Raw genomic sequence first — 26,665 nt, 5'->3', positions numbered from 1 at the left:
CACTGCTCAACTACGCTATATTTTCAAAGTTAAATAAAATTAAAGCGCCAGCAAGAACGCACCCTATCGAGCATCCATCCCGACTTACTACTTATCCAAGTTATCCTGATATGTCAATACGTGAATTTCACGGATGCAACCGCAAGACATATAAAGCACAATTTGTCATTAATTTTACCGAATAGAGAAATGCTTATGCCAGCAATTCATTATCCCGAGAGATTCGATTTCAAGAAAGAGGTACCAGCTGAATTGAAAATGAGGAGAACCTATTAATGTACGATCGAGCAACCCAAAAAGCCTTATTAATGATTAAAGAGGGAAATAACCTGGATGGTGTTTTAGCACTTTATGAAGCCTGGGTATCAGGAAGCATCTCTGCCGCACTTTTTTTTAAAAAAAATGAACCGCTTGGTACGATCCCATTGACGCAAGAGGTTCTTGAAGCCCGAACAACATCGCACGATAGCACAGATTTTAAATTAGGATTGTGCTATTTATCAGGTATTGGCATAGCCCAATCGGATGAAAAAGCACAGGAACTTTTTTCTATACTGGCAGAAAAGCATCATGCTCCCGCCCAAAACCTGCTGGCATGGATGTATGGCGAAGGTCGTGCAGGCAAAGAATTAAGCCAGGATGGGCGTGATGACAAAGTAGTTAAATTATACCTTCAAGCGGCAACAGCAGGATATGCTCCAGCAAAAAACAACTTGGCATTGATGTATCAAAACAATCGTGCAGACAAAGAATTAAGCCAGAATGAGCGTGATGACAAAGTAGTTAAATTATACCTTCAAGCGGCAACAGCAGGATATGCCTTAGCCCAATACAACTTGGCATGGATGTATATCGAAGGTCGTGCAGGCAAAGAATTAAGCCAGGATGAGCGTGATGACAAAGCGGTTCAATTATACCTTCAAGCGGCAACAGCAGGATATGCCTTAGCCCAAGACAACTTGGCATGGATGTATGAAAACAATCGTGCAGGCAAAGAATTAAGCCAGGATGAGCGTGATGACAAAGTAGTTAAATTATACCTTCAAGCGGCAACAGCAGGACATGCTCCAGCCCAAAACAACTTGGCATGGATGTATCAAAACAATCGTGCAGGCAGAGAGTTAAGCCAGGATGAGTGTGATGACAAAGCAGTTAAATTATACCTTCAAGCGGCAACAGCAGGATATGCTCCAGCACAAAACAACTTGGCATGGATGCATATCGAAGGTCGTGCAGGCAAAGAATTAAGCCAGGATGAGCGTGATGACAAAGCAGTTAAATTATACCTTCAAGCGGCAACAGCAGGATATGCTCCAGCCCAAAACAACTTGGCATTGATGTATCAAAACAATCGTGCAGGCAAAGAATTAAGCCAGAATGAGCGTGATGACAAAGCAGTTAAATTATACCTTCAAGCTGCAACAGCAGGAGATGCCCCAGCCCAAAGCAACTTGGCATGGATGTATGAAAACAATCGTGCAGGCAAAGAATTAAGCCAGAATGAGCGTGATGACAAAGCGGTTCAATTATACCTTCAAGCGATAAGGGCAGCGCAAGCTAGTGCTGCATGGAACCTGGCTGGTTTCTATCGGAAAAATAATACCGGCTTAGCCCTTAAATATTTCTCGATTGCCGCGATTTTATATCGAACTGCGGATGTTGATGTCCAGCGGTGCATTACTCAAATAAACAGCTTTCCTGCATCGGCATTAAAAGACTATGCTTTGGCACGAATTCATCGGTTAGACAGCAAAGCCATAGCCACGCAATGTGCGGCATTCAAGGCGCTTCAGCGCCCCTCCGATTGCTTGTTGTTTATCAATGAAGATTTAGAGCGCCTGGGGGCTAACCATACCTATCTTCGGAGTGTTTTTGAAAAACTCAGCTCCTTTGCCCACGAATCGTCGGTCTTGGCACTGACCGAAAAGGTAGCGCTTGCAAAGTTGCTATTAAAAATGATGGCTCACTTATCTCAAGGCGACAACAGCAAAGTGCTAACGGTAGAAGCACAATTAGAAACCATCCAGCCCTATTGTACCTTACTCGTTAAACATCAGCTCGAGGTATTGCTTCACTTGGATAACGAAGCCAAATCTGACTTGGAGGCACTTGCCACCCAATTATTATCCTACGTCATGCTCTTAGATACCAGGCAACATCGTGAGTTCATCCATATGTTTGCCAAGTTACTTGTAGCCATTCCTGATGATTCTGCATTTTGGCAAGAAAACAATAATAATCTAATTCGCTTCTTAATTGCGGCATTTAGTCATGGTGCACAACCAATGCTCATCAAAAAACAGTGCAGCGCTCTCCAATTTAAAGCGCTACTCATGCATATTATCCAGGCACCATTAGACGCTGCACTCGATGATGAACCGCCTGCTATCGATGAAGCAGGTCTGCAGATGATGAAGCAATACGGTGTTTCTATTGACATCCCTGCCATTACAAAGCAAGTAATCCAACAGCAAACAACAAGGCCAGCAACACGCCAAAGCACCTCGGTAACTACGTTAACAGCTAGTTATCCAAAAATACTCCTGGGGGGGCGCCAATATCCTGAGCCAGTCGAATTCAAGAAAGAGGAACCAGTTGAATTGAAGATGAGGAGAACCTATTAATGTACGATCGAGCAACCCAAAAAGCTTTATTACTGATTAAAGAGGGAAATAACCTGGATGGTGTTTTAGCACTTTATGAAGCCTGGATGTCAGGAAGCCTCTCTGCCGCACTTTTTTTTAAAAAAAATGAATCGCTTGATACCATCCCATTGACGCAAGAGGTTCTTGAAGCCCGAACAAGATCGCGCGATAGCACAGAAGATTTTAAATTAGGATTGTGCTATTTATCAGGTATTGGCATAGCCCAATCGGATGAAAAAGCACAGGAACTTTTTTCTATACTGGCAGAAAAGCACCATGCTCCAGCCCAAAACCTGCTGGCATGGATGTATAGAAACAATCGTGCAGGCAAAGAATTAAGCCAGGATGAGCGTGATGACAAAGCAGTTCAATTATACCTACAAGCGGCAACAGCAGGATATGCCTTAGCCCAATACAACTTGGCATGGATGTATGACGAAGGTCGTGCAGGCAAAGAATTAAGCCAGGATGAGCGTGATGACAAAGCAGTTCAATTATACCTACAAGCGGCAACAGCAGGATATGCCTTAGCCCAAAACAACTTGGCATGGATGTATGACGAAGGTCGTGCAGGCAAAGAATTAAGCCAGGATGAGCGTGATGACAAAGCGGTTCAATTATACCTTCAAGCGGCAACAGCAGGATATGCCTTAGCCCAATACAACTTGGCATGGATGTATGAAAACAATCGTGCAGGCAAAGAATTAAGCCAGGATGAGCGTGATGACAAAGTGGTTCAATTATACCTTCAAGCGATAAGGGCAGCGCATGCGAGTGCCGCATGGAACCTGGCTGTTTTCTATTTCTATCAGAAAAATAACACCGAATTTGCCCTTAAATATTTCTCGATTGCCGCAATTTTATATCGAACTGAGAATGTTGATGTCCAGAGGTGCATTACTCAAATAAACAGCTTTCCTGCATCGGCATTAAAAGACTATGCTTTGGCACGAATTCATCGGTTAGACAGCAAAGCCATAGCCACGCAATGTGCGGCATTCAAGGCGCTTCAGCGCCCCTCCGATTGCTTGTTGTTTATCAATGAAGATTTAGAGCGCCTAGGGGCTAACCATACCTATCTTCGGAGTGTTTTTGAAAAACTCAGCTCCTTTGCCCACGAATCGTCGGTCTTGGCACTGACCGAAAAGGTAGCGCTTGCAAAGTTGCTATTAAAAATGATGGCTCACTTATCTCAAGGCGACAACAGCAAAGTGCTAACGGTAGAAGCACAATTAGAAACCATCCAGCCCTATTGTACCTTACTCGTTAAACATCAGCTCGAGGTATTGCTTCACTTGGATAACGAAGCCAAATCTGACTTGGAGGCACTTGCCACCCAATTATTATCCTACGTCATGCTCTTAGATACCAGGCAACATCGTGAGTTCATCCATATGTTTGCCAAGTTACTTGTAGCCATTCCTGATGATTCTGCATTTTGGCAAGAAAACAATAATAATCTAATTCGCCTCTTAATTGCGGCATTTAGTCATGGTGCGCAACCAATGCTCATCAAAAAACAGTGCAGCGCTCTCCAATTTAAAGTGCTATTCATGCATATTATCCAGGCACCATTAGACGCTGCACTCGATGATGAACCCCCTGCTATCGATGAAGCAGGTCTGCAGATGATGAAGCAATACGGTGTTTCTATTGACATCCCTGCCATTACAAAGCAAGTAATCCAACAGCAAACAACAAGGCCAGCAACACGCCAAAGCACCTCGGTAACTACGTTAACAGCTAGTTATCCAAAAACACTCCTGGGGAGGCGCCAATATCCTGAGCCAGTCGAATTCAAGAAAGAGGAACCAGCTGAATTGAAGATGAGGAGAACCTATTAATGTACGATCGAGCAACCCAAAAAGCTTTATTACTGATTAAAGAGGGAAATAACCTGGATGGTGTTTTAGCACTTTATGAAGCCTGGATGTCAGGAAGCCTCTCTGCCGCACTTTTTTTTAAAAAAAATGAATCGCTTGATACCATCCCATTGACGCAAGAGGTTCTTGAAGCCCGAACAAGATCGCGCGATAGCACAGAAGATTTTAAATTAGGATTGTGCTATTTATCAGGTATTGGCATAGCCCAATCGGATGAAAAAGCACAGGAACTTTTTTCTATACTGGCAGAAAAGCACCATGCTCCAGCCCAAAACCTGCTGGCATGGATGTATAGAAACAATCGTGCAGGCAAAGAATTAAGCCAGGATGAGCGTGATGACAAAGCAGTTAAATTATACCTTCAAGCGGCAACAGCAGGATATGCTCCAGCCCAAAACAACTTGGCATTGATGTATCAAAACAATCGTGCAGGCAAAGAATTAAGCCAGAATGAGCGTGATGACAAAGCAGTTAAATTATACCTTCAAGCGGCAACAGCAGGAGATGCCCCAGCCCAAAGCAACTTGGCATGGATGTATGAAAACAATCGTGCAGGCAAAGAATTAAGCCAGAATGAGCGTGATGACAAAGTGGTTCAATTATACCTTCAAGCGATAAGGGCAGCGCATGCGAGTGCTGCATGGAACCTGGCTGTTTTCTATCGGAAAAATAACACCGGCTTAGCCCTTAAATATTTCTCGATTGCCGCGATTTTATATCGAACTGCGGATGTTGATGTCCAGCGGTGCATTACTCAAATAAACAGCTTTCCTGCATCGGCATTAAAAGACTATGCTTTGGCACGAATTCATCGGTTAGACAGCAAAGCCATAGCCACGCAATGTGCGGCATTCAAGGCGCTTCAGCGCCCCTCCGATTGCTTGTTGTTTATCAATGAAGATTTAGAGCGCCTGGGGGCTAACCATACCTATCTTCGGAGTGTTTTTGAAAAACTCAGCTCCTTTGCCCACGAATCGTCGGTCTTGGCACTGACCGAAAAGGTAGCGCTTGCAAAGTTGCTATTAAAAATGATGGCTCACTTATCTCAAGGCGACAACAGCAAAGTGCTAACGGTAGAAGCACAATTAGAAACCATCCAGCCCTATTGTACCTTACTCGTTAAACATCAGCTCGAGGTATTGCTTCACTTGGATAACGAAGCCAAATCTGACTTGGAGGCACTTGCCACCCAATTATTATCCTACGTCATGCTCTTAGATACCAGGCAACATCGTGAGTTCATCCATATGTTTGCCAAGTTACTTGTAGCCATTCCTGATGATTCTGCATTTTGGCAAGAAAACAATAATAATCTAATTCGCTTCTTAATTGCGGCATTTAGTCATGGTGCGCAACCAATGCTCATCAAAAAACAGTGTAGCCCGCTCCAATTTAAAGCGCTGCTCATACATATTATCCAGGCACCATTAGACGCTGCACTCGATGATGAACCGCCTGCTATCGATGAAGCAGGTCTGCAGATGATGAAGCAATACGGTGTTTCTATTGACATCCCTGCCATTACAAAGCAAGTAATCCAACAGCAAACAACAAGGCCAGCAACACGCCAAAGCACCTCGGTAACTACGTTAACAGCTAGTTATCCAAAAATACTCCTGGGGGAGCGCCAATATCCTGAGCCAGTCGAATTCAAGGAAGGGAAAACACCTGAATTGAAGTAGCCTTTGTCGACAATGTTTCGGGAGTGCTGAGGTGCCGTAGTTGTCGACGGCATCCATACACGGTCGCTCACGCCGCTGCCCCTTATTTTTTATAAGGGGCTTCTCTCTTGATTGCCATGATACAAATTTTTTAACTTACAATACTAATAACACCAGCACGTACTAATCCATATAGCGCTTGAAAAACTCTGACTTTTAATCCCTTGATGTGGCTCAACGTATAATTGTTCTGATATCGATTGATGAATGATACGTCGTTTAGCTCCGACTAATCCAGTTTTAGCATCCATATAAGGCCTAATTCCCATTAGATAGGTCAGGCGCAAACAGCCTATAAAAAAATGCAACGCACGTATGTTTTTGTGAGCCGAACTGAGATATATCACCTTGTTGAAAATTACCCTGTAGCAGATTTGTAACAAAGTTAAATATAATCTCTTTTATTTCGGGCAGTTCCATGCAGTAGTTGTTATATTTGTTACATCACAACTCACTGATTTTATTATAATTTATTCTCAATCAATCTGGCTACGAACCAGGGGGTCGATAAAATATTAAAGTATCCTCTATTTAAATAGATTATAGCTTATATTGAAGCATCAAATAATAGTGTTTTTTAAAAGTTTAGGTGATACGATTATAACAAATTAGGAAGAATCACTTACTTCAAAATAAAAGCCCAAATAATCATCTTACTTAGGCTTTTAAAAGTTTAAAATCATTTTTTCTTTCCACCTTTATCTTGTTTGTTAACCGTACGCCAAGCTCGTTCTTCTGCTTCTTTCTTAGATATACCTTTTCATAAGAATCCTCAATGTGTTTTGCCTGTTCGCTTTTGTTTATCTGTATAACTTGATTTATCTCCTTCGCTCATAACGATCTCCTTTTAACTGTATGTCAATTCAAATTTTGAGAACGACACCATCTACAATGCAAGTATAGATATAAAAAATAATTATGAGCTTTCTGAATATTTTATAACTCACTACTTTTTGTATAAATCCAATTATTTTCCCTGGGAAATATTCCTTATAACTTAAAGCACTTTCTAACCGGCTATTGTATTTCCCCCTAAAATAGGAAGAATGAGACCACTGATGTATCCCGAATCCGCATTAGAAGCGAGAAACACATAAGCTGGGGCAATCTCTTCAGGTTGCGCGGGTCGCCCCATAGGAGTGTTTCCACCAAAATTTTTTATACTCTCGCTTGTTCTTTCTGCTGGATTTAAAGGAGTCCAAACAGGCCCTGGTGCTACGCAATTTACGCGAATCCCCTTGTCTATTAAATTTTTAGCTAGAGATTTGGTAAAGGCATGAATGGCTCCTTTTGTGGAAGAATAGTCCAAAAGCTCTTTACTTCCCTCTAATCCCGTAATTGAACCAGTATTGATAATGACACTTCCGGGCTGCATATGTGGTACTGCAAATTTACAAAGATAATAATAGTTATAAATGTTACTGGTAAAGGTAATATTCCATTGGTCCATGCTCACCGCATCCAGATTAGGTTGATGTTTTTGAAAAGCCGCATTATTAACCAAAATGTCTATCTTTTCGAAAAAAGCCAAAGTATCCGTCACTGCTTTTTTGCAAAAATCTGCTTGTTTCAAATCTCCTGCAATAAGCAAAACTTTTCGATCCAAAGATTCAATTTCCTGCTTAATTTTATCTGCATCCCGCTTTTCTTCGGGTAAAAAAACCAGGGCCACATCTGCACCTTCGCGAGCAAAAAGTAACGCAACAGAACGACCTATTCCTGAATCTCCTCCACTTATCAAAGCGACTTTATTTTTTAATTTTCCAGCAGGATGATAGGACTCTGCTTCATAATGAGGCTTTGGGTCCATTTCTTCTTCAATTCCAGGTGGGGTAATGGGTTGCTCCGGAAATGGAGGCTTCGGTTTTTGAGTCATAATAGTATCCTTTCTTTTAATTCATACAAATATATAATAGTACCCTTCCCAGGAATTTAAAGTTGAAAGACAGTAGCTTTAAAAAGCCTGGATCATACCAGCTTGCTTTTTGGGGTATAACTAGAGCGGAAACTCGATTGGTTGTATTCGCATACATTGAATGCGTTTTCCTCAGCGATTGCATTCAACATGCAATATGGCACTCAATTAGTTTGGATTAGCCTGCTAAAAAGGATGTCCGGAATTTCGAGGTAAGATGAAATGGCGAAAAGTAAATTTATAAATATAATGTTTTCCATAAATTGGAAAATATAATCGTGCGAGCTTATATTTAACTAACAAAGCGTAAACGGGTTAATAAATGACTAAAAAAAAGAATAATATAAAAGTGCTGTTTCAAAAATTTTCCGATGTGGTGAGCAAAATTACCGGTAGTGTATGGGCTTTTTTAACCGCACTTTTTTTGATTTTTTTGTGGGTTATTTCTGGACCTGTGTTTAAATTTTCAGACACATGGCAACTCGTAATCAATACAGGCACTACCATTGTGACGTTTCTAATGGTTTTTTTGATTCAACATACTCAAAATCGCGATACTAAAATTATAAACTTGAAATTGGATGAGCTCATTAAATCGATTCAAGCTGCAAGTAATATTACTCTCGATTTAGATGAGTTAAGTGATGAAGAGCTTCAAATCCTAGAAAACAAATATAAAAAAATGTGCGACCAAATTTCTAAGAAAAGAAGTAAATAAATTGTATATCACACAGAAGCAACATTTATTATAGCTAGTACTCTTTTATTTGCTTCTTGTTTAAAGAAAGAAAAAATTTCTATTCCCATATATATAGTTATTTTTCTTGAAGCTTTTATTGGCGTACTAAGTGTTAGTTTGATCTTCAGAACACAGTATCTTTTGATAGAATATATTTATGTAAAACCATCAGACTTTACATTAGACTTCCGTCATTCATCAATTTTATAAGAATTTATTGTTTGCTCAAGCTCTGCAACCACATCAAGGACATCTGAAAATTTAGGCACTTGACCAAAAATCATACCTGCCATTGCCTGATAATCACGATTAAGCAGCTGCCTCATTTTTTGTGTTGGTATTAAAGCAAACGATCCTAAACGTGCATGTTTCAAATTTAGATCGGCACTATTAAAAAATAATTGTGCATGACGAGCGCAGTCTATTGCTAGCCCGTGATCTTTTTTGGACTTCATTTCCTATTTCTGAATGCATTAATTGATAAATGTCATAATAATGACGAGATACTCGATGGCCATTCTGTCGTAACTCTCCACGATTTTCATACCAACACCTAATACCGTGTAAAATGATCACCTTATCCCAAAAAGTCCTTGATGGTTCAATAGTTATAATATTTTCCCCAGAAGATTATTATGGGAAATTTCTGTAGCTACATAGGGTTGAAAAGTTACTGAGCAATGAGGATCTAGTGCTGATTTTGCTCCAGCCTCGATTTTTATCGATGGTTTCACATAATCATCTGAATGTACATCCACTGAAGGGTAATGTATTAATAAAGTTTGTTTCTGAGCATCAGAGGGATCAAGAATAATATATAGTTCTTTTAAATTTGCACCTATTTCTTGAAATACGGTTGGGTTATAAGAAGTCTAAATCTGTCTAGACTTTGGCTATTTTTAAACTAACAAAATGTGTCATAGATTATGACATAACTGTGACAGTACTATGCCGTTTAATACAGTTTTATGAAGTTTTTTAACTAATCGATACATCGCAACGCGTTGATTATTAAAGGTTTTAAACAAAAAGAAGAAGGCTACGAACCAGGGGGTCGGAGGTTCGACAAAATGTGAAGCGAAAAGCACGAAGTGCGGCGAAAGTGAGTGACGAATCTATCCTTCCCCAGAATCTTGTGAGCATTTAAATTTAATTCTATGTTCTAAATACTAAATAATATCTATCCTTCCGGGCGCGCCATTTCCAAATAAAAATTCCCTAATCATCTTTATGGAATATTTTGACTTTATCCCTTCCAGAATTTTTGGCGATGTATAGTGCTTCATCGGAAGCACCCAACAACTTTTCTACCTCGCTCCCATGCATAGGTGCTTGTGCAATTCCAACAGACAATGTTATTTTTGGTAAACGGATGCCCTGAAAATTCAAATGTATTTTTTTAACCTGTTGACAGATTGTTTCCATTAGGCGTTGAGCTTCAGAAATGTTACTATCCATTAAAATAACAACAAACTCTTCACCTCCAAATCGACAAACTATATCTTCGCTCCTAATGGATTGTTGCAGGATCTTGGCAAGAAATTTAAGTACCGTATCTCCGGCATCATGACCAAATTTATCATTAAAATTTTTGAAAAAATCAATATCGACCATGGCGATAGATAAAATGCTTTTATTTCGTTTTATTTCCTCGAGTTTTTGAGGTAGCGTCTCATCTAAATAGCGGCGATTGAACAACCCTGTTAAACCATCGCGTAATGCTTGATAGCTCAAGGCTTCCCGCAAATTAATATTTGCCAGAGCCAGCTTGATGCTTTCACTTAATGTTATTGCCAATTTTTTATCCTTATCGGTAATTGTTTCACCCGAAGCGCAATTAAGATCCAGCATACCTATAATTTCAGCACGGACTATAAAAGGTAAATTAATATAAGCACCCTTGGGTGGTGAAATATAGTGCTCACAAATTATGGCATTTTGAGGGTCATCGACAGTATATATATTACCATTGCGTAGTGCCCAGCAATCATCTGGAGTAAAAGAGAGTTTTAAAAGCTGATGCTTGCCCCATTGCCGCACTTGTTTGTAATTTGTGTGAAGACTTGTTATAGATTGCCAGACCACCACTTAACGAAGGAAATAAGGCCTTTACTGTTAGCTGGATGATAGAGTGTCCTTCGTCCGCATTTTTACAGGTTTGGAGCATTTCATTCATTTTATAGAGCAATTCATTTTCATGCTCCCGTTGTTGAAGTTCAACTAATGTTGCTGACATTTTTTCATGAAGATTGGTCATTGCTATTTCATTGCTCCGGCGGGGCCCAATATCATAAACTTGCGAGATTAAATTTAAGGGATTACCTTCAGCATCATATACCAGTGCGGCGCTCAATGAAACCCATACGATTTTGCCGGACTTATGAATATAGCGGCTTTCGCATTGATAATTTTTATATGTACCACTTGCTAATTTCTTTTCTAACTCTTCTTCTTTGACTACATCATCAGGATGGGTAATTTGTTTTGGGCCTAGGCTTAGAATTTCTTCTCTGCTATAGCCTAGCATCTCACACAAAGCTTGATTAACCTGAATCCAATGCCCATCCAGGGATTTAATTGTCATGCCAATTGGCGCAAACTCAATTGCACTACGGAATTGCTCTTCACTCGCCTGAAGCAATTTGGTCAGATGCGCACGTTTACTTATATCTTTTTGAATGGAACCAGACATCTTATTTAATATTTTTCCGAGTGTTTCCAACTCATTTTTAACGGCAACATGATTACGCGCACTATAATCCCCATGGTCAATTTTCTCAGTTTGCTTAACAAGTTCAGCAATAGGTTGCATAACGCGACGATTAGCATAACGCCAACCAAAAAGGCATAGAAGGATGCCAAAAAGGATAAAAAACTGAAAAATATATAAAAGGTATTGTTGTTTTGTCTCTAAGTCTGTAAATTTTTTAGCGGTTCGTCGCTCAACAGCTAACTTAAATTCTTCAATAGCTTGCATGATGGCTACTTTTTCCCGGTGATATTCTTTACCATGCAATAACTGCCGGGCCAGTTCCAGGTCTTTTTTCCCCTGAATCGTATATCGCCCTTCTTTATCAGGGTATAAACCTTTTGTTAGTCCGAAAGCTCGCTTTTCGAGTGCGGTTAGATTTATCGAATTTTGCTCCGCTTTTTTTAGCATTGCCATTTCGAATTGGCTGAAATTTAATTGTTTTACGCGCGAGCTAAAACTGCTAATTTCACCGTTAGGATTGTGAATTATTTTACCCCCCACAACATAATGCCAATAAAATTGGGAGTAATCGTTAGGGCGACTTAGTCTCCCTTCCCGAATGGCGAGAATATCATTAAAGTAGCGTTTATATTTCTCATCTCCCGTTACTGTATAAAGTCGAGCCATCTTTGTTAAGTCATCAGAACTTTGCAATAGTTCTTGAGCAGTATTTATGGAGTTATAACGATTACTTTCACTTTTTAAAATCTGATTTTGAATATAATTCGCATATATAAGGATTGTGCTTAAAATTAGAAAAAAAATAACCACATTCGTAATAATCGTCTGATAAACCGTCTTAATTGACATAATCTTTATCTTATCCATATTGAGATGAATCTCCTGTGCTTTGCTCAACCCACCTTAAATTAATAATAATTTTTTAAGGTGGGCATAATCCATGATAAATAAAATAATTATAGATATAGATAAAAGATTTAACCCCTGAGTAGGCTAAAGAAACATTGGCAGAGGGCGTCATCGAGTCTAGATATAATATACATCTCCGATCATATAAAATGCCCGAGTGGGGCCACGATTTTGCCTGCACCATTTCAGTAGGCCTACGTATTGAGAATCCATATCATCCCATTGAGGTAGCTCGCAAAAATAAGCCATAAGAAATAAGGAGTTAATAATAGCGCGACCCATCTTTCCGTATTTTTAATTTTTAAGATAATTATTGCATTCAAACTAATCATTGCTACTATCCATAAAAAACTAAATCCTATCCAATGCAGTTGAAAGAAGATTGGGGTCCACACCCAATTCATGATGAGTTGTACTACATATAGATGCATTACTATTTTAATTTGGGGTTTGCTGCGATTTTGCCATAACCTAAACCCAACAATCGCGAGAAGGGCATATAATATGGACCAAACGACGGAAAAAACCCACCCTGGAGGAGTTAGAGTTGATTTATGAACCCCGTCATACCAAGAATAAATATTCCCTTGCGCTAATAAACCTAAGAAGAAACCTATTAATTCAAAAGATAAAATCCAAATAAACAATTTAATTCCGTTCGTTTTGTTCAAAATCTTCGCTCCATATTTTTTTAGTCCTTCACAAAATGAGGGATAGTGAAGAACAATATAAAGTTTTTTTTATTTTTACATTAGGGACGATGCATAAATAAAACTTTTGTTCCTGAATTACTTCCTTTTTAACTGATTGGGTTGGGGTGACTATCTGAAGAACCTAGTAAAAAGATTGGATAATGCAGTGATTACCTTTGCTGCTCTGGGTTCACGTCACAGCATCTTCTCATACGCATCTCCAGAATCTGTAAAAGCCGTAGAAAAAGCTGCAGAAGATTTAGCGATTAATTAAAAAAATACCCTTTCCTAGTAACGTCCCGGTTGTCTATGAATGGCGACCGGGAATACAAATAATGTGACAGATAAACGGTTTGAGTGAAACTAGTTATTTGATTTTATATATACTTTTTAAATAAGAAGGATATTGAGATATTAGACCAATCATTAGTAGTTATCATAGATCCAAAGCAAGAAAGTAAAGTGGATTCTGAATTAAAGAAAGCAAATCAAAACTTCATCAAAATAAAAGATGTATTAATGGCTATTTGTATTATGTAATGTCCCACAAGCACCCCATGATACTGTTTTTATATTTTGAGTTTTAATCCGAGATTGATTTATTAATAATCATTTAATATTATTAATATACAATGTATATTTTTGTGAATCACGGATTAAAAATGCCAGTTGTTATTATCGGTGCAGGTCCTAGCGGTCTTTATACAGCCCTTCAACTCAAAAAAGCAGGTGTTCAAGACATTGTTATTTATGATCCTCGTGCAGGTGAATATTTAAGGCCTGGACATATCAATAAGTCAGTAATTGAACGTGCCGAAAGTGGTTTAGGCATCCAATTCAATTTTCCTGAAAAAACCGCCCATATTAAAGATATAGAGCGGCTTCTTTATATGGAAGCAATATCTCAACATATACGTATTGAAAAGCAAGCATTTGTTGGTTTTGATTCACAGGGAAAAGGGATTATTGTTCAGGATAAAGAAGGAAAAAATACAATTGCCCCTTGTGATTATGTGATAGATTGTACTGGCAGTAAGCGTTTGGTTGTTGAAGCATTAAACGAAGCTACCCCTTCGGAAACAAAACCATTTAGTACCTCTTTTGTGACTGACGATGTCGTTGTAAAAAATCATCTACTCGTTTACGTAAGAACTGATTGGCGAACTTTAAAAGTAACTACGGGTGCGCCAACCCCTCAAGATATCTCTGGGATTGGACCTATAGAATTTGTTGAAGGAATGGAACGTCTTCGCGAATTTGGTTGGCGTGAGTTTGCTATGCCTCGGAGTTATAATATGCCATTTGCAAAAGACAAGGTATGCTTTTATGTGGAGGCACCTGAAAATTTAGCCCCAGAGAAAAAAATGGAATGGTTCGAAGCGGTCATGAAAGCAAGAACTGGTGATGATGGCTTAAGCTTTGAGGAATTACCCAATAAGAAAAATAAACCTCGATTAACATATTTTCCTGTAAACCCAAAACAAATCACACCCCTCTCTTATCAAGGGGAGAGCCTGCCCATGGTCATCGCTCAGGGGGATGGGCAAATAGAACCTAATTATTTCTTAGCACATGGAATCATTGGCTCTTTTGAGCGTATTGATTTGATGGTAAAAAATATGACTGTTGTCAACGGAGAAATAAAAGATTTTAATCAACAAGGATATAAGTCAAATGTATCCCCCGAGGTAATAAAACATCGTGATGCGCTTATCGAGCATTACAAAGAAAGAAAAGATTATTTTGTTTCATGGTTGGAAAAAGCAAAGAAATATTATGAACTAGCCGCTTCAAGAACCAAAGATCCCCAGGAAAAGATACTGTATAACGACAGATTAAAAGAAATTAATGGCCGAATAGCTTACAACAATGCCTTAAAGATATTTAATCCCTTAGATTTAAAGGGGAAAGTATCGCTTTTAAATTTAATTGAAGCAAAAGACAGATTTATTCTATCCCTTACAGATCTCCCGGTTGATTGTAGAGAACGTAAAGATGCGTTCATTAAATTGGAGAAGATACTCACTGTTCTTGAAGAGCAAGGCAAAAGATTAAAAGAAGAGGGAGATTTTGATTTATCTTTGAGAGCATATCAAGAAGCCCTGAGTCTTGCTCATAGCATTCCTTCAGAAGGAGAGGTAAGGAGTCAAGAATGGGAATCAGCATTATGCGCTAAAATGATGGGTATTTATCGAAAACTCGATAGAATATCCGAGGGAATTCCTTTTGCGAAGGAAGTTTTAGCAAACCCAGATTTGCAGGTTGAAACAAAGAAAGAAATTTTATTCCATATTTTAAAAGCTTCAGCTGATGAATCAAAAGGAATGATCGATACTCCAAACCCTGTTTCAAAAAAACAATCGATTGATCAAGTGCTTGAAATATATGCTGAGCATAAAGAATTTATAATGAAGGAATTACATGGGGCGTTAAAATTTGAGCTTGATGCTTTAGATTCCCTATCTAAAACCAATGTGTCACAGGAAACGATTAATTCAATGACTTCACGTTGGTGAAATTTTTTTGACTGGTGTTATGTGCATCTGTCCTGATTTTTCTTAGATCCCGGTGGACTAACGAGCATCTTATCTGATAGACCCAAGCATCCGATAATATACCTTTTGGCCGAATGGTTTAGGGACTTTTATATTTCATGTTTTCAACATGGAGTTAAATCCCAAAAGACAAACAATCACATCCAGCAGAATATTTGCGGGCAATAATTCATTTTGACCCAACATCTCATTCATAAACTCAATTAATTAGCATTTAAATGATTAGTAAACTATAAATTATTGGGTTCAATAATATGTTTCGATAACTAATAGATTTAAAGTAAATGCTCACCTTTTATGCTCTTTTTGTGCCTCAAGGTCAGGACCTTCAATGAGGTGAGGTGTATATGTTTTTGCTATTGAAAAAAAACTGGGAACTTTAAATGGTTTTTCCGTAGGTCGATTCCAGAGAAATATTTTTTGATAATTACTATCGTAATTAATATTATTAAATATTATCGTTGCCATTTTATTCAATGTGCTATCCGAACACCAACTTGTTCCCAAATAGCTAATAATAGAAAATATAAGTTCAGTAGGAAGTAAAGTCAGCGGGCTAGCGATCTGCCCTCTACCCTGTGCGATAACACTTAAGATTATGGCTAATTTGCTAATTTTAGCTTGAAAATTTGCAGCTATTTTTTGATCCAGACGCTTCCGTGTAATAAAGGTAAAGGTATTGCCTTGTATATTTATAGCATCCAAATCGTTATTTTTTACAAAGGCTTTTATCCCTTCATCAGAAATATGATTGTAACTTACATTTAACTCACTAACCCGAAGCTGACTTGCCAACAAGCTAGCCCCTTCATCGCCAAATAAGTTATTTGCCAGATTTAATCGCACTAAATGGGTATTAAAAACAAGCGCGGTTAACAATGTTTTAATATCAGCTACAGTAAGTTGTTGATTACTAAGGTCCAAGGTGCTTAAATTTCTAGCATTACGAGTAAGACTGTGCAAAATTTCTTGCTTAATAGGCATGCCACTCCCTAGAGGTTGCCCTAATTAAACCATTATATACATTTTTTATACAATCATTCTATACTTAATCTATTATTAATTTAATAAGAAATAATATGTTTAAGAATTTTTTCAAGAAGCCCCCTCCAAAAAAAGCCCCTCAGAACATTGAGATGCCGCCTACCCTTCTACAGCAAAAAGAACTAATGGATCAAAATTCCCCCTTGCTTAGCGACGTTCAAATAAAAAAAATAAAACAAAATATAAAACAAAGTTCTAGCCCGCCACCTTTTTGTTTGAATAATACAAGCGATGTGCCTTTTAGAATATTATATGATGGCGCCAATATATATGTTTTATCTGATATCATTTTGGGTGAAGGCGGTGAAGGAATCATGAGGGCTGGACAAATTATTGAGCCAACTGGAAAATCCAGTTGGCTCGCAATTAAAGAATGTTTTTCTGGTAAGGAACTACGTGAGCTGGTTATAACACTTATTTCTGACGAAAATATGCTTATGGAAAATTATGAGCCCACATTAAGAGGGATGTACCTTGAAAAATATCCAGACTCAGATTATGACGAATTATCTCAAAAAGAATTAATAGAATTTTTTAAAAATCGATTATTAAAGGAAGTAATTCCTGAGACCCAAAAAAAATCATTAGAAGATGCCCTGAAAAACAAAACCATACTTAACGATTTTGGCATCCCGGCAACAGTCTTTGCTACCGATATGCTGGTCTATTCCACTATGCCATTGCTGCGGGGTAATGATTTAGTCATGCTTAGTGGAGCAAAAGAAGCAAACCCAACAGCCATATTCGACCAGATTATGGATTCTGCTAAAAATAATCCAGATGACTCAGTACAATGGGGTCCTTTTGTAACGGGTTATGCACGGGTTATAAATAATATCCTAGAACAAGTATCAGAATTCCATAGAAAAAATTATCTCCATCGGGACATTAAACCTCATAATTTGATGCTTATCGATACTGGAAAAGTACAATTAATCGATTTTGGCTCAGCAGTTAAGATGCAGGATGGAGTCTACACTGCTAATGACTCAACCATTTCTACACCTGCCTACACATCACCTGAACAAGCAAAATTTGCACAGGCCCATCCTAAAGATGATTATACCTTTACCCGAGCAGATGATATCTACAGTCTTGGGATCACCCTCCAAGAGCTGTATGCCCAAAAAGTGGTGGAAGTGATATTTAAATTGTATCCTGATTTAGAGGAGAAGTTTATTGGAATACAAGCTGCTTTAGCAGGCTTAAACGCTCCAGAGCCTAAGGAGCGCATGCACGCAATGGATTTCTTGAGTGAAAACTTCCAGCATCTTGTACAAGCTCTTGAGGTTAAGCAAGGGTTGATAGTACAACATGATGATAATTATGATAAATTGGTAGGGAGTATTGATCATTACCGCCTTGCTTGTTATGAAAGTAAAAGTCAAAGTAGCGACGTGAGTCTAATAATTGACGGTACTGAATTTTCATCAAAGTTTGCACATGATTTATTAATGGGAGATTTAAGTAGTGAAACTATTGCGAAGAACTTATTAATTATAAAACAACAATATCAAGCAAATCCTGACATTACAGCCGATGATGTTATCACATCGATAGATAGAAGTAGTTCACTAACACTATAATTCGGAAAAATACTCGGCAAATTGAAAATTATGCCACTATGAACTGTATTGATCTGTTTAATCTATTAATAATCTACAAGCACAAATTGATTATTCTTATGTGGTCTCAGACTCAATAAAATTCCTTCTCTAATAGATGTAGTTTATTCTAAATTTCTTGATATACATCGCAAACTCAATAGTCGTGTAGTGGAGAACTAACTGTTAATTTAGATAAAAATGAAAAGGAATTAACCAGCCCCTGGTACACCTTCTGCAATAAAAAGCTTTCTAATTAAACTCAATCCGGTACTATATGCTTTCCTTGCAGCCAACGGTATTTTATATGCCCAAGTTAACAGACGACCAGATTAAAAAACAAACTATAGCGTGGATACGTTCCTTTATTATTCAATTTAAAATCTGCCCGTTTGCTGAATATACCGTTAATCAAGAAACACTTGTTATCGATATTGTTCGACCGAAAAACTTAGAACAAGCCCTTGAAATGATGATGTCTACAATGGTGCGCATGGACAAAGACATTAAAATAGAAACAGTTTTATTACTCTTTCCCTCTTCACTTTCGGATTTTGATAATTATTTAGACTTTGTCTCTTTAGCAGAAGAGATGTTAACAGGGAGCGGTTATGAAGGCATTTATCAACTAGCGACATTTCATCCTGATTATTGCTTTGCTGATGTTTTGACAACAGATGTATCCAATTATACCAATCGTAGTCCCTACCCTATGCTGCATATTTTAAGAGAAAGCAGTATTGAAAAAGCGATTGATTATTACGGTGATACCAGTAAAATTCCAGATTATAATATTGAAACAATGCATAAACTGGGTCTCGACAAGATTCTCACACTATTAAAAAATCTAACTTGATTGTTAAAATCTCAGGGTTTAAGCCACCTATTTTTCAAATATAGAGAGAGGCAAAGGGCCTAAGTGTATTTAATTTAAATTAATTGTTTAAAATGAGGTCGATCAATGTTAAGATAGTCTTCATTTTATTACCCTTTTGCTGTATATAAGTGAACAATTTTCATGGCGTGTTGTTCCAGAAACTGGAAGGGCTTTCATTTCACACCTTATTCTTCTGTCGCAAAGGGGCAAAGCCAGGGCGATAAGTTTTATAAATATTTAAAAATGGGAAGGTCGGAAAGAAAGTGTTCGACGGCTGCCATACATTTCGTAGCAAGGAATCAAATAATGCAAACAGGTACAGTAAAGCGTTTTAATAAAATTAAGGGCTATGGTTTCATTACACCCGATGCAGAAGATAAAGAGGTGTTTGTTCATTTTTCTGAAGTTCAGACCGACGGTTACAAAGAATTAATTGAAGGGCAACGCGTTCGTTATACCTTGGCCGAGGGTGAGCGAGGCGAATATGCCAAACAAGTTGAAATCATGTAGTAAAGTAAATGCCTAGTTTGAGGTTGCTCATATGTTAGAAGTAAGAAGTATTGGGATGGATTTTGGAAAAAAATCCCTATTTCAAAATGTTGATTTGATTTTATTGCCGACTAAGCGCTATGGCATAGTTGGAGCAAATGGGACAGGAAAATCCACCTTTTTAAAAATTTTAGCGGGTGAAGAATCCTCGACCAGTGGCAGTGTTGAAAAGGCGAAGAGTCTGAATGTGGGAATATTGAAGCAAGATCACTTTCGATACGAAGACGATTCGCTGCTGGATGTGGTGATTCAAGGAAATGCGATCCTATGGGATGCGCTCACCGAAAAGAATAAAATCTATGCCAGTGAGCACTTTAGCGAAGAAGACGGCTATCGCGTGAGTGAGCTTGAAGAGCTTATCATGCAACAAGGAGGCTATGAGGCCGAATCCACTGCCAAAAATTTATTACTTGGTTTAGGCATCGCAGAAAAATTCCATAACGGACCACTAAGCGCCTTATCTGGCGGGTATAAGCTGCGCGTTTTACTGGCGCAAGTTTTGTATCAGAATCCAGATATCATGCTGCTCGACGAGCCGACTAACCACTTGGATATTTTATCGATAGCATGGCTTGAGTCATTCTTAAAAACGTCTTTTACAGGGTTGCTCATTTTCATTTCGCATGACCGTGGTTTCCTCAACAACGTGTCAACCAATATTTTAGATATTGATTACGATACCATTCAAAATTACCATGGTAATTATGATCAATTTGTTGCCGCTAAGGAAGAAAGACTTATCCTGAAAAAAAGTGAATTAAAAAATCAACAAAAGAAAATTGATGAAATGCAATCCTTCGTCGATCGATTTGGAGCAAAGGCAAGTAAAGCTACTCAAGCAGCTTCTCGTCAAAAAATGATTGATCGCATCGAATTGGTTGAGATAAAAGATTCTAATATTTTTAAACCGTATTTTAATTTTCAACAACAAAAACCATCCGGTAAATCCGTTATTAAAGTTGATAACATTCATAAACAATTTAATGAAAGAATTTTATTAAAAGAGGTCGCGTTTCATGTTAATCGCGGCGACAAATGCGCGATTATTGGCCCTAATGGCATCGGTAAATCGACCTTATTAAAAATTTTATTGCGTGAACTTCAACCGGATCAAGGTTATTTTGAATGGAGCGATACCGTAAAAGTTGGGTATTTTTCGCAGGACTATAGAGTGCAGTTGGATCCGGCTCAAACTGTATTGGAGTGGATGGAAGAGCAGGTTGTCGCCACATCTCAGGAGATCAGGAAAATACTAGGGCAGGTTTTATTCCGCGGCTCAGACGTTGATAAGAAGATTGGACTGTTAAGTGGTGGCGAATCGGCAAGATTAGTTATGGCCAAACTGATTTTAGAAAAAAACAACGTTCTTATTCTTGATGAGCCAACCAATCACCTCGATCTTGAATCAATTGATGCCTTAGTAGAGTCCATTCAAGCTTTTCCCGGAGCTGTTTTATTCGTAAGTCACAATCGCCATTTTATCGACAGCATCTCAACCCGGGTCCTGGTCTTAACCGAGCGATATGGGGCTCAAAATTACCTGGGAAATTATAAAGATTATCTTGATCAGTTTGGAACCGACTATCTCGCAACAGCTTAAATTAATATCATTGGAGCTAGCCAGCCTGATGGAACATTTCGTAGCTCAAGTTTTATTTACCTAAATCACCAACCTTTAGATGAAGTCTTATCATCATTCTCATGATGCAAATTGGTGGGACATATAAATAGTGATGATATTGCCGGGAGAATGAAAATCTTGATTACTCGCTGCTCCATCAAGGCTACGCTTGCTCCTCAGCCATTGATTGGAGAGATGGCCGAGTGAGCGAAGGTAGATAGTTAAATGTACCCGCAGCTACAATAAATCTGAATATTTGTATCATATTAGAACAACATGCAGATTGCTCTATTCCAGTTTTTATTCACTTCTGATTCTGTACTTTGCTCTTTAGCAAAAAAATTGTCTCTAAGCATTAAAGTTTTTTCTTTAGAGTGATCAATATCGTATCTTTCAATACATTGATCTTTATCCCTCTGATTCGACTCTTGATGATTCTCTAGTGCATCCACTATATCTTGATGTCCCTTGTACTTAGCAATATCTATAGGTTTGATGCCATCTTTTTGGGCTTTATTTATTTTAATTTGGGGATGTTTCAATAAAGCCTGAAGAATGTCCAACCTCCCGTTGCATGCTGCTACCCACAAGGGTGTTACTCCATTCTTGTTAGGCTGGTTTACATCAATAGTTGGATGTAAAAGTAACTCAAGGACTATATCCAAGTGGCCACGCTGAGTAGCTATCCATAGCGCTGAAATTTCATCATCATTCCTAGTTAAATTTACAAGAATATCACTATGAGCCTGTAAAATCTTAACTATATTGAGATGACCATTCTGTACTGCGATCCATAAGGGTGTGCATCCAGCCTGATTTGTTAGGTTCACTTTAATATTAGGATGATTTACTAAGACTTGAACTACATCAAAATGACCATTATATGCAGCCATCCATAAAGGAGTAACCCCATCCTTATCGGAGAGGTTAACGTCAATATCTGGATGCTTCAACAATGCCTTAACAACATCTAAATGACTAGAGGCTACTGCTATAAGTAATGGAGTAATATCATTTTTATCACCTTCATTAACTAGAATATCTGGGTGCTTCAAAAAAGTCTCTACAACATCTAAATGGCCTTTTCGTGCTGCTATAGCTAAGGGAGTTACACATCCTCTCTTTCTTTTATTTACTAGTATATCTGGATGTGTAAGTAAAGCTTTAACTACGCCCAAATAACCTCCATTTGCCGCAGACCACAATGGAGGGTATCCGTTTGAATTACCTTTATTTACTAAAATATCAGGATGCAATAATAAGACCTCTGTAGCTTTTTTATTACCATTTTGTGCCGTTAACCCCAAAGGGGTTTTTCCTGTTCCATCGACTAAATTTATATTAACATTGCGGTTGTTCAATAAATTTTCTATGACAAGGTAATGATCATTTAGAGCTGCATTTGATAATGCTGTGAACCAATTAGTGTCAAAACGATGAGGATTATCACTTTCTTTTAATTGCTGCACCGAATCCATACTCAATTGATTGAGTTTTTTTAGTAGTTCTTGTTTATCCGGAGATTCTTCAGCAAATACTTGAATCGATAAGTTAGTTACTCCATTGTCTGTGAATACATCAATGAGCGGTTTCAATAATTCGTCAACTCTTTCATAATTGGATAACCGCGAGTGATCAGTTAAATACCATTTGCTTTGTTTTTTATCGTAGTAAAGATGTACCATATGGTCGGGACAAGCAATTAATAAACCGCATTCCTCATACTCTTGAATGACATGCAAGAATTGAGTTAAAAATCTTCCTTGGTCGTATGTTCCGTCATCTTCTGGTTCTGTGCTGAGGAAAAACCTATCAGATTTCGCTAATAAAAAATCCTGGTGAATTAATTTTTCTACTCTTGGAATATCGTCCTGTTTAAAATGAGGTCCGCTAATTTGAAAAAACTTTTGAACTGCTCTCGGTTTAAAATAACACCATATTTGAAAAAAGAAAGGCTCAATGGATAATAGAATTTTTTCCTCCTGTGTGAGTACTTCGTTTCTCTTAGCCGTTTCTTTTGCATCGCATAGAAGTGATTTGAGCGTACCATTGTTTAGTCCCTCAAGATACTCCATTCTCTCCTTAAATTGCTCATATTGACCACAATGGCGAGCTCTTTCTGCCATTACAGCCAAACCCAGGCATACTCCTTCTTCGTTGGTCGGGTATTCTAATTCCTTCATCAAATCGATTATATCTGCCATAAATATCTCTCTCAGGTTCAAACCACTCATAAAGTGAATTTGTTATTGAAAGTCTTTCAATCAGTAATTCTCTTAATCTTCTAAAAGTTTTTTGAAATATAAATATACTTTATGGTAAGAAATTATTATTAAATGAACATTAGATTGTGTATGGGTAGATATACCCAAACAGTATTTATCATGAAAATTTCATCATGGATTTAAGTTGGATTCCTGAGCTTAAGGAAGTTATTATTGCTCGCTTGAAAGAAGGCTGGTCTCCTCAACAAATTTCAAGTCGGCTTAAAAGGGTTAGCCGGACAATGCATTATCTTTCATGAAACCATTTATGCTTATATCTATAGTCCAGCAGGTATAGCAGGGAAGCTTGACCAATTATTGCATAAAAAGAGCCGTTTTCGTTGTTCGCGCGTTCAACGCAAACGACAAAAATCGACATCGGTATCGCACAACGTAGTGAGGAAATAAATCACCTCCATCTCGAATCAATTGACGCCTTAGTAGAGTCTATTCAAGCTTTTCCCGGAGCTGTTTTATTCGTAAGTCACAATCGCCATTTTATCGACAGCATCTCAACTTTGGAACAGACTATCTCGCAACAGCTTAAATCAATATCATTGTAGCTAGCGCCTGGCTACACTTACTCATCTGCATAGCTTGCTGAGATATAAATGAAGATTGAAAAATGATGAAAAATACATTGAAATTTCACTTAAATGTCCCTATAGATTAATCAAAATGCATTTTATAAGGAGGATCACTAACAACTACCAAAGAAGTAATATATGAATCATATCTCTTATCATTAAATTGAAAATTTTTTGTTTTATTTTTAAAAATTAATTTAAAATTAAGAGGATTTAGCTATGTCATCAGTTCAAATAACATTTCGTTCTGTTTCATACTCATCGGCAATTGAATGCCATATCGATAAATATTATAACAAACTCAAGAGAATCTATAGAAAAATAAATCATTGTCGAGTAGTCATCGATAGGGAACAAAATAATCGACTTAAAGGGATAATGTTTAGTGTAAACATTAACATGACTTTACTTGGCAAGGAAATCAGCAGTAGAAAGCAAAGCCAAAATTTATATATTGCTCTACGTGATGGTTTTGCAGCTATTGAAAAATTATTAGAAAAACAGTTTAAAAGGAAAAATACAACCAGAAGATATCCTTTCTCTCTTGGTGAGCATCATATGCATGGAGAGATACAAATCCCTTAAGAATAAATAATATTTTCCTTTCAATTGCTAGTGGGGTAACTATATTAACACTGCCCCACTAGTAAACATAAAAGTTCTTTTTTAAGTTTATTTTGTCTTCCTACATAGATTAAAAAAGTTCCCTTTATCCCTTGATAATATAATTTGTTAGGAAGTTATTTTCCTGCAAATAACATTGTAGGAAGTTTATTAGAACAATTTTTTTCTAATATAATAGTCATATAAATCCCAAGCGGGAAGCAATGGTCAAATTTATGAATTTATCTAATAAATTCATAGAAATGATATGAGTGGAATAACGCCACAAAAACTGGCGTTACTATGAAAAAGCTTGAGGTCATAATTTCTTAGAGTACTGAAGATGTCGCAATGGATTTTTTGAAAATAACAATCAAATTTGAATCTTTCATTTTTGTGGTCATAGTGTTCGGATCATAACCCTCGGGTAATTGAAATGCTTGACTGTAATTGCTTTGAGAGTAACTTACACTTTTGCTATTATCTTGTTCTCGCGTAATTTTTTGCGTTACATTTGAGCTCACTCTCAATTGTCCCTCTTTAACAGAGACATCGACTTTACCATCAGCACCTTTTGGTAATTTTATTTTATAGATAATCTCATTTTTACTTTCTTTAATTTCAATGGTATTTGTACTACCAAATGGCATTTGATTGGGTTGATTCACCAAGTTATGTTGCATTTGTAAAAATTGACTTTTCATAAATTGATCCATAGCTCGTTGCGTTTGATCCATTTGCTTCAAAATATCATTAGGTGATTGAAAGAAGGCATCGTTATCAAAGGGATCCGAGGTTACTTGTTGATTGTTCTTTTGCACTTGATTATTTTGTTTCACTTCAAGTGCTATGGCTCCTGCTGATATCATAGTGATAAGAGGAACAGAGATTAAAATAGGAAGTAGTTTCTTTTTCATCTAAATCTCCTTTCTAAACTGGGATATCAAAAATTCAAGCTAGTAGATGTTGTTAATTCTCCTCATCAAAAAGTATCGTGATTGTTCATAAGGATTATCGGTTCTTATTTCAGGATAATTTCTAGGAAAAATTAGCACTCTATCGAACCTGTAAACCCTTAGGCTCTAAATCATGGAGCAACGTAGGCTTTACCAAACCTACGTTGCTTGGACAATCAGTCTTCTAAGGTAACTGCTATTTTTTTCTCAGCAGCTGTTTCTTTTTTAGGAATTGAAATTTCAAGTACTCCATACGCATAACGTGCTGTAATTTTTGAATCATCAGCGGTTTGAGGCAAACTAAACCGTCGGTAGAACTGTCCTTGAGCCCGCTCTCTGCGTGTGTAACCATTGCGCTCTTCTGACTTTTCAAAATGACGCTCTCCTTTTAAAGTCAATACATGTTGTTCCAAAGAAATATCGATGTCTTCTTTTTTTACACCAGGAATATCAGCAAGCACAACAAAACGGTCCTTTTCTTCTTTGATGTCCACAAGAGGAGACCACGTACTTGTTTCGATAAAAGAGGCATCATCTCGTTGAGGATTAAAAAAGTTTTCCAGTAAGCTATTCATTTCTTGATACATAGGTAAGCTTCTTCGTAAAGTATTCATAGTATCTCCTTGATTAGTGTTTTTGGATAATCTGAAAATAGGGTCGTGATGGGTTCATTTCAAGGGTTCAATAAAATTTTCTTTTTGTTCTCTTAGAGATGAATCAATTTAACAAGCATTTCAGAGTGTGTGCGATAATATTCCAGAGCGCCGGATGATTCATCAGATGAATTT

The 26,665-nt window shown here is 37.6% G+C and carries 21 protein-coding genes and 1 pseudogene; 11 read left to right on the top strand and 11 right to left on the bottom strand.

The window, feature by feature from the left end; genetic code table 11:
• The first annotated feature begins 275 nt into the window (after nt 1–275).
• The 3 genes from FOLKNPGA_RS08400 to FOLKNPGA_RS08390 are packed head-to-tail and all read left to right on the top strand — an operon-like array spanning nt 276 to nt 6,210.
• Nucleotides 276–2,624 carry a tetratricopeptide repeat protein gene (locus FOLKNPGA_RS08400; protein WP_255466075.1) on the top strand — a complete coding sequence of 783 codons (2,349 nt, stop codon included), beginning with the start codon at nt 276–278 and terminating at the stop codon, nt 2,622–2,624.
• Nucleotides 2,624–4,489, top strand: a complete 1,866-nt coding sequence (locus FOLKNPGA_RS08395; RefSeq protein ID WP_182352605.1) for a tetratricopeptide repeat protein — start codon at nt 2,624–2,626, stop codon at nt 4,487–4,489. Before FOLKNPGA_RS08400 ends, FOLKNPGA_RS08395 begins: the two co-directional genes overlap by 1 nt.
• Nucleotides 4,489–6,210 (top strand): tetratricopeptide repeat protein, encoded by a 1,722-nt coding sequence (locus FOLKNPGA_RS08390; RefSeq protein ID WP_182352604.1) that lies wholly within the window; start codon nt 4,489–4,491, stop codon nt 6,208–6,210. The genes FOLKNPGA_RS08395 and FOLKNPGA_RS08390 overlap by 1 nt, the downstream gene beginning before the upstream one ends.
• 133 nt (nt 6,211–6,343) lie before the next feature.
• Here FOLKNPGA_RS08390 and FOLKNPGA_RS08385 read toward each other — a convergent pair.
• Nucleotides 6,344–6,566: pseudogene (locus tag FOLKNPGA_RS08385) on the bottom strand (hypothetical protein); the annotation flags it as partial.
• Between the two features lie 692 nt (nt 6,567–7,258).
• Nucleotides 7,259–8,125: an SDR family oxidoreductase gene (locus tag FOLKNPGA_RS08380; RefSeq protein ID WP_182352603.1), complete on the bottom strand. Its 867-nt coding sequence runs from the start codon at nt 8,123–8,125 to the stop codon at nt 7,259–7,261.
• Nucleotides 8,126–8,486: 361 nt separating this feature from the next.
• On the opposite strand from FOLKNPGA_RS08380, the gene FOLKNPGA_RS08375 reads away from it, so the two are divergent.
• Nucleotides 8,487–8,882 carry a low affinity iron permease family protein gene (locus FOLKNPGA_RS08375; protein ID WP_182352602.1) on the top strand — a complete coding sequence of 132 codons (396 nt, stop codon included), beginning with the start codon at nt 8,487–8,489 and terminating at the stop codon, nt 8,880–8,882.
• Between the two features lie 212 nt (nt 8,883–9,094).
• Here the strand turns inward: FOLKNPGA_RS08375 and FOLKNPGA_RS08370 are convergent, their stop codons facing one another.
• The 5 genes from FOLKNPGA_RS08370 to FOLKNPGA_RS08345 form a co-directional block, all read right to left on the bottom strand.
• Nucleotides 9,095–9,358, bottom strand: coding sequence for a hypothetical protein (locus FOLKNPGA_RS08370; RefSeq protein WP_182352909.1), 264 nt, complete (start codon nt 9,356–9,358; stop codon nt 9,095–9,097).
• Entirely contained in the window at nt 9,294–9,479 is a 186-nt protein-coding gene (locus FOLKNPGA_RS19205; protein ID WP_182352601.1) for a hypothetical protein, read from the bottom strand. Before FOLKNPGA_RS19205 ends, FOLKNPGA_RS08370 begins: the two co-directional genes overlap by 65 nt.
• 642 nt (nt 9,480–10,121) lie before the next feature.
• Nucleotides 10,122–10,943, bottom strand: coding sequence for a GGDEF domain-containing protein (locus FOLKNPGA_RS08355; RefSeq protein WP_182352600.1), 822 nt, complete (start codon nt 10,941–10,943; stop codon nt 10,122–10,124).
• The gene (locus tag FOLKNPGA_RS08350; RefSeq protein ID WP_182352599.1) at nt 10,891–12,483 is read right to left on the bottom strand and encodes a PAS domain S-box protein; all 1,593 of its coding nucleotides are present in this window, start codon (nt 12,481–12,483) and stop codon (nt 10,891–10,893) included. The genes FOLKNPGA_RS08355 and FOLKNPGA_RS08350 overlap by 53 nt, the downstream gene beginning before the upstream one ends.
• Before the next feature lie 236 nt (nt 12,484–12,719).
• A complete protein-coding gene (locus FOLKNPGA_RS08345; RefSeq protein WP_182352598.1) occupies nt 12,720–13,196 on the bottom strand; it encodes a TspO/MBR family protein in 477 nt (158 codons plus the stop codon).
• Nucleotides 13,197–13,879: 683 nt separating this feature from the next.
• Here FOLKNPGA_RS08345 and FOLKNPGA_RS08340 point away from each other — a divergent pair.
• Nucleotides 13,880–15,733, top strand: coding sequence for an FAD-dependent monooxygenase (locus FOLKNPGA_RS08340; RefSeq protein ID WP_182352597.1), 1,854 nt, complete (start codon nt 13,880–13,882; stop codon nt 15,731–15,733).
• A 327-nt stretch (nt 15,734–16,060) separates the two neighbouring features.
• Here the strand turns inward: FOLKNPGA_RS08340 and FOLKNPGA_RS08335 are convergent, their stop codons facing one another.
• Nucleotides 16,061–16,756 carry a hypothetical protein gene (locus FOLKNPGA_RS08335; RefSeq protein ID WP_182352596.1) on the bottom strand — a complete coding sequence of 232 codons (696 nt, stop codon included), beginning with the start codon at nt 16,754–16,756 and terminating at the stop codon, nt 16,061–16,063.
• A gap of 95 nt (nt 16,757–16,851) precedes the next feature.
• Here FOLKNPGA_RS08335 and FOLKNPGA_RS08330 point away from each other — a divergent pair, with 95 nt between their 5' ends.
• The 4 genes from FOLKNPGA_RS08330 (at nt 16,852) to FOLKNPGA_RS08315 (ending at nt 21,446) form a co-directional block, all read left to right on the top strand.
• The gene (locus FOLKNPGA_RS08330; protein ID WP_182352595.1) at nt 16,852–18,402 is read left to right on the top strand and encodes a protein kinase; all 1,551 of its coding nucleotides are present in this window, start codon (nt 16,852–16,854) and stop codon (nt 18,400–18,402) included.
• A gap of 325 nt (nt 18,403–18,727) precedes the next feature.
• Entirely contained in the window at nt 18,728–19,276 is a 549-nt protein-coding gene (locus tag FOLKNPGA_RS08325; protein WP_182352594.1) for a DUF1415 domain-containing protein, read from the top strand.
• A 327-nt stretch (nt 19,277–19,603) separates the two neighbouring features.
• Nucleotides 19,604–19,807 carry a cold-shock protein gene (locus FOLKNPGA_RS08320; protein WP_182352593.1) on the top strand — a complete coding sequence of 68 codons (204 nt, stop codon included), beginning with the start codon at nt 19,604–19,606 and terminating at the stop codon, nt 19,805–19,807.
• Between the two features lie 55 nt (nt 19,808–19,862).
• A complete protein-coding gene (locus tag FOLKNPGA_RS08315; protein ID WP_255466074.1) occupies nt 19,863–21,446 on the top strand; it encodes an ABC-F family ATP-binding cassette domain-containing protein in 1,584 nt (527 codons plus the stop codon).
• Nucleotides 21,447–21,733: 287 nt separating this feature from the next.
• Here the strand turns inward: FOLKNPGA_RS08315 and FOLKNPGA_RS08310 are convergent, their stop codons facing one another.
• Nucleotides 21,734–23,671: an ankyrin repeat domain-containing protein gene (locus FOLKNPGA_RS08310; protein WP_182352591.1), complete on the bottom strand. Its 1,938-nt coding sequence runs from the start codon at nt 23,669–23,671 to the stop codon at nt 21,734–21,736.
• 401 nt (nt 23,672–24,072) lie between these two features.
• Here FOLKNPGA_RS08310 and FOLKNPGA_RS08305 point away from each other — a divergent pair, with 401 nt between their 5' ends.
• Nucleotides 24,073–24,294 (top strand): hypothetical protein, encoded by a 222-nt coding sequence (locus tag FOLKNPGA_RS08305; RefSeq protein WP_182352590.1) that lies wholly within the window; start codon nt 24,073–24,075, stop codon nt 24,292–24,294.
• A gap of 243 nt (nt 24,295–24,537) precedes the next feature.
• Nucleotides 24,538–24,903, top strand: a complete 366-nt coding sequence (locus FOLKNPGA_RS08300; protein WP_182352589.1) for an HPF/RaiA family ribosome-associated protein — start codon at nt 24,538–24,540, stop codon at nt 24,901–24,903.
• A gap of 347 nt (nt 24,904–25,250) precedes the next feature.
• Here FOLKNPGA_RS08300 and FOLKNPGA_RS08295 read toward each other — a convergent pair whose 3' ends face one another.
• The gene (locus tag FOLKNPGA_RS08295; protein ID WP_182352588.1) at nt 25,251–25,838 is read right to left on the bottom strand and encodes an Hsp20/alpha crystallin family protein; all 588 of its coding nucleotides are present in this window, start codon (nt 25,836–25,838) and stop codon (nt 25,251–25,253) included.
• Between the two features lie 215 nt (nt 25,839–26,053).
• Complete coding sequence (locus FOLKNPGA_RS08290) at nt 26,054–26,491, bottom strand: Hsp20/alpha crystallin family protein (RefSeq protein ID WP_182352587.1); 438 nt, start codon at nt 26,489–26,491, stop codon at nt 26,054–26,056.
• Between the last annotated feature and the right edge of the window lie 174 nt (nt 26,492–26,665).

The sequence above is a fragment of the Legionella sp. PC1000 genome (genome assembly GCF_014109805.1).
Taxonomy (GTDB): Bacteria; Pseudomonadota; Gammaproteobacteria; order Legionellales; family Legionellaceae; genus Legionella; species Legionella resiliens.
This window is presented reverse-complemented; position numbering and strand designations above follow the sequence as displayed.

What these genes read in the sequence shown, in the direction of transcription:
- FOLKNPGA_RS08400 (WP_255466075.1), top strand. Translation starts at nt 276, where the DNA reads ATGTACGATCGAGCAACCCAAAAAGCCTTATTAATGATTAAAGAGGGA.
- FOLKNPGA_RS08395 (WP_182352605.1), top strand. Translation starts at nt 2,624, where the DNA reads ATGTACGATCGAGCAACCCAAAAAGCTTTATTACTGATTAAAGAGGGA.
- FOLKNPGA_RS08390 (WP_182352604.1), top strand. Translation starts at nt 4,489, where the DNA reads ATGTACGATCGAGCAACCCAAAAAGCTTTATTACTGATTAAAGAGGGA.
- FOLKNPGA_RS08380 (WP_182352603.1), bottom strand. Translation starts at nt 8,125, where the DNA reads ATGACTCAAAAACCGAAGCCTCCATTTCCGGAGCAACCCATTACCCCA.
- FOLKNPGA_RS08375 (WP_182352602.1), top strand. Translation starts at nt 8,487, where the DNA reads ATGACTAAAAAAAAGAATAATATAAAAGTGCTGTTTCAAAAATTTTCC.
- FOLKNPGA_RS08370 (WP_182352909.1), bottom strand. Translation starts at nt 9,358, where the DNA reads ATGAAGTCCAAAAAAGATCACGGGCTAGCAATAGACTGCGCTCGTCAT.
- FOLKNPGA_RS08350 (WP_182352599.1), bottom strand. Translation starts at nt 12,483, where the DNA reads ATGGATAAGATAAAGATTATGTCAATTAAGACGGTTTATCAGACGATT.
- FOLKNPGA_RS08340 (WP_182352597.1), top strand. Translation starts at nt 13,880, where the DNA reads ATGCCAGTTGTTATTATCGGTGCAGGTCCTAGCGGTCTTTATACAGCC.
- FOLKNPGA_RS08335 (WP_182352596.1), bottom strand. Translation starts at nt 16,756, where the DNA reads ATGCCTATTAAGCAAGAAATTTTGCACAGTCTTACTCGTAATGCTAGA.
- FOLKNPGA_RS08330 (WP_182352595.1), top strand. Translation starts at nt 16,852, where the DNA reads ATGTTTAAGAATTTTTTCAAGAAGCCCCCTCCAAAAAAAGCCCCTCAG.
- FOLKNPGA_RS08325 (WP_182352594.1), top strand. Translation starts at nt 18,728, where the DNA reads ATGCCCAAGTTAACAGACGACCAGATTAAAAAACAAACTATAGCGTGG.
- FOLKNPGA_RS08320 (WP_182352593.1), top strand. Translation starts at nt 19,604, where the DNA reads ATGCAAACAGGTACAGTAAAGCGTTTTAATAAAATTAAGGGCTATGGT.
- FOLKNPGA_RS08315 (WP_255466074.1), top strand. Translation starts at nt 19,863, where the DNA reads ATGGATTTTGGAAAAAAATCCCTATTTCAAAATGTTGATTTGATTTTA.
- FOLKNPGA_RS08310 (WP_182352591.1), bottom strand. Translation starts at nt 23,671, where the DNA reads ATGGCAGATATAATCGATTTGATGAAGGAATTAGAATACCCGACCAAC.
- FOLKNPGA_RS08300 (WP_182352589.1), top strand. Translation starts at nt 24,538, where the DNA reads ATGTCATCAGTTCAAATAACATTTCGTTCTGTTTCATACTCATCGGCA.
- FOLKNPGA_RS08295 (WP_182352588.1), bottom strand. Translation starts at nt 25,838, where the DNA reads ATGAAAAAGAAACTACTTCCTATTTTAATCTCTGTTCCTCTTATCACT.
- FOLKNPGA_RS08290 (WP_182352587.1), bottom strand. Translation starts at nt 26,491, where the DNA reads ATGAATACTTTACGAAGAAGCTTACCTATGTATCAAGAAATGAATAGC.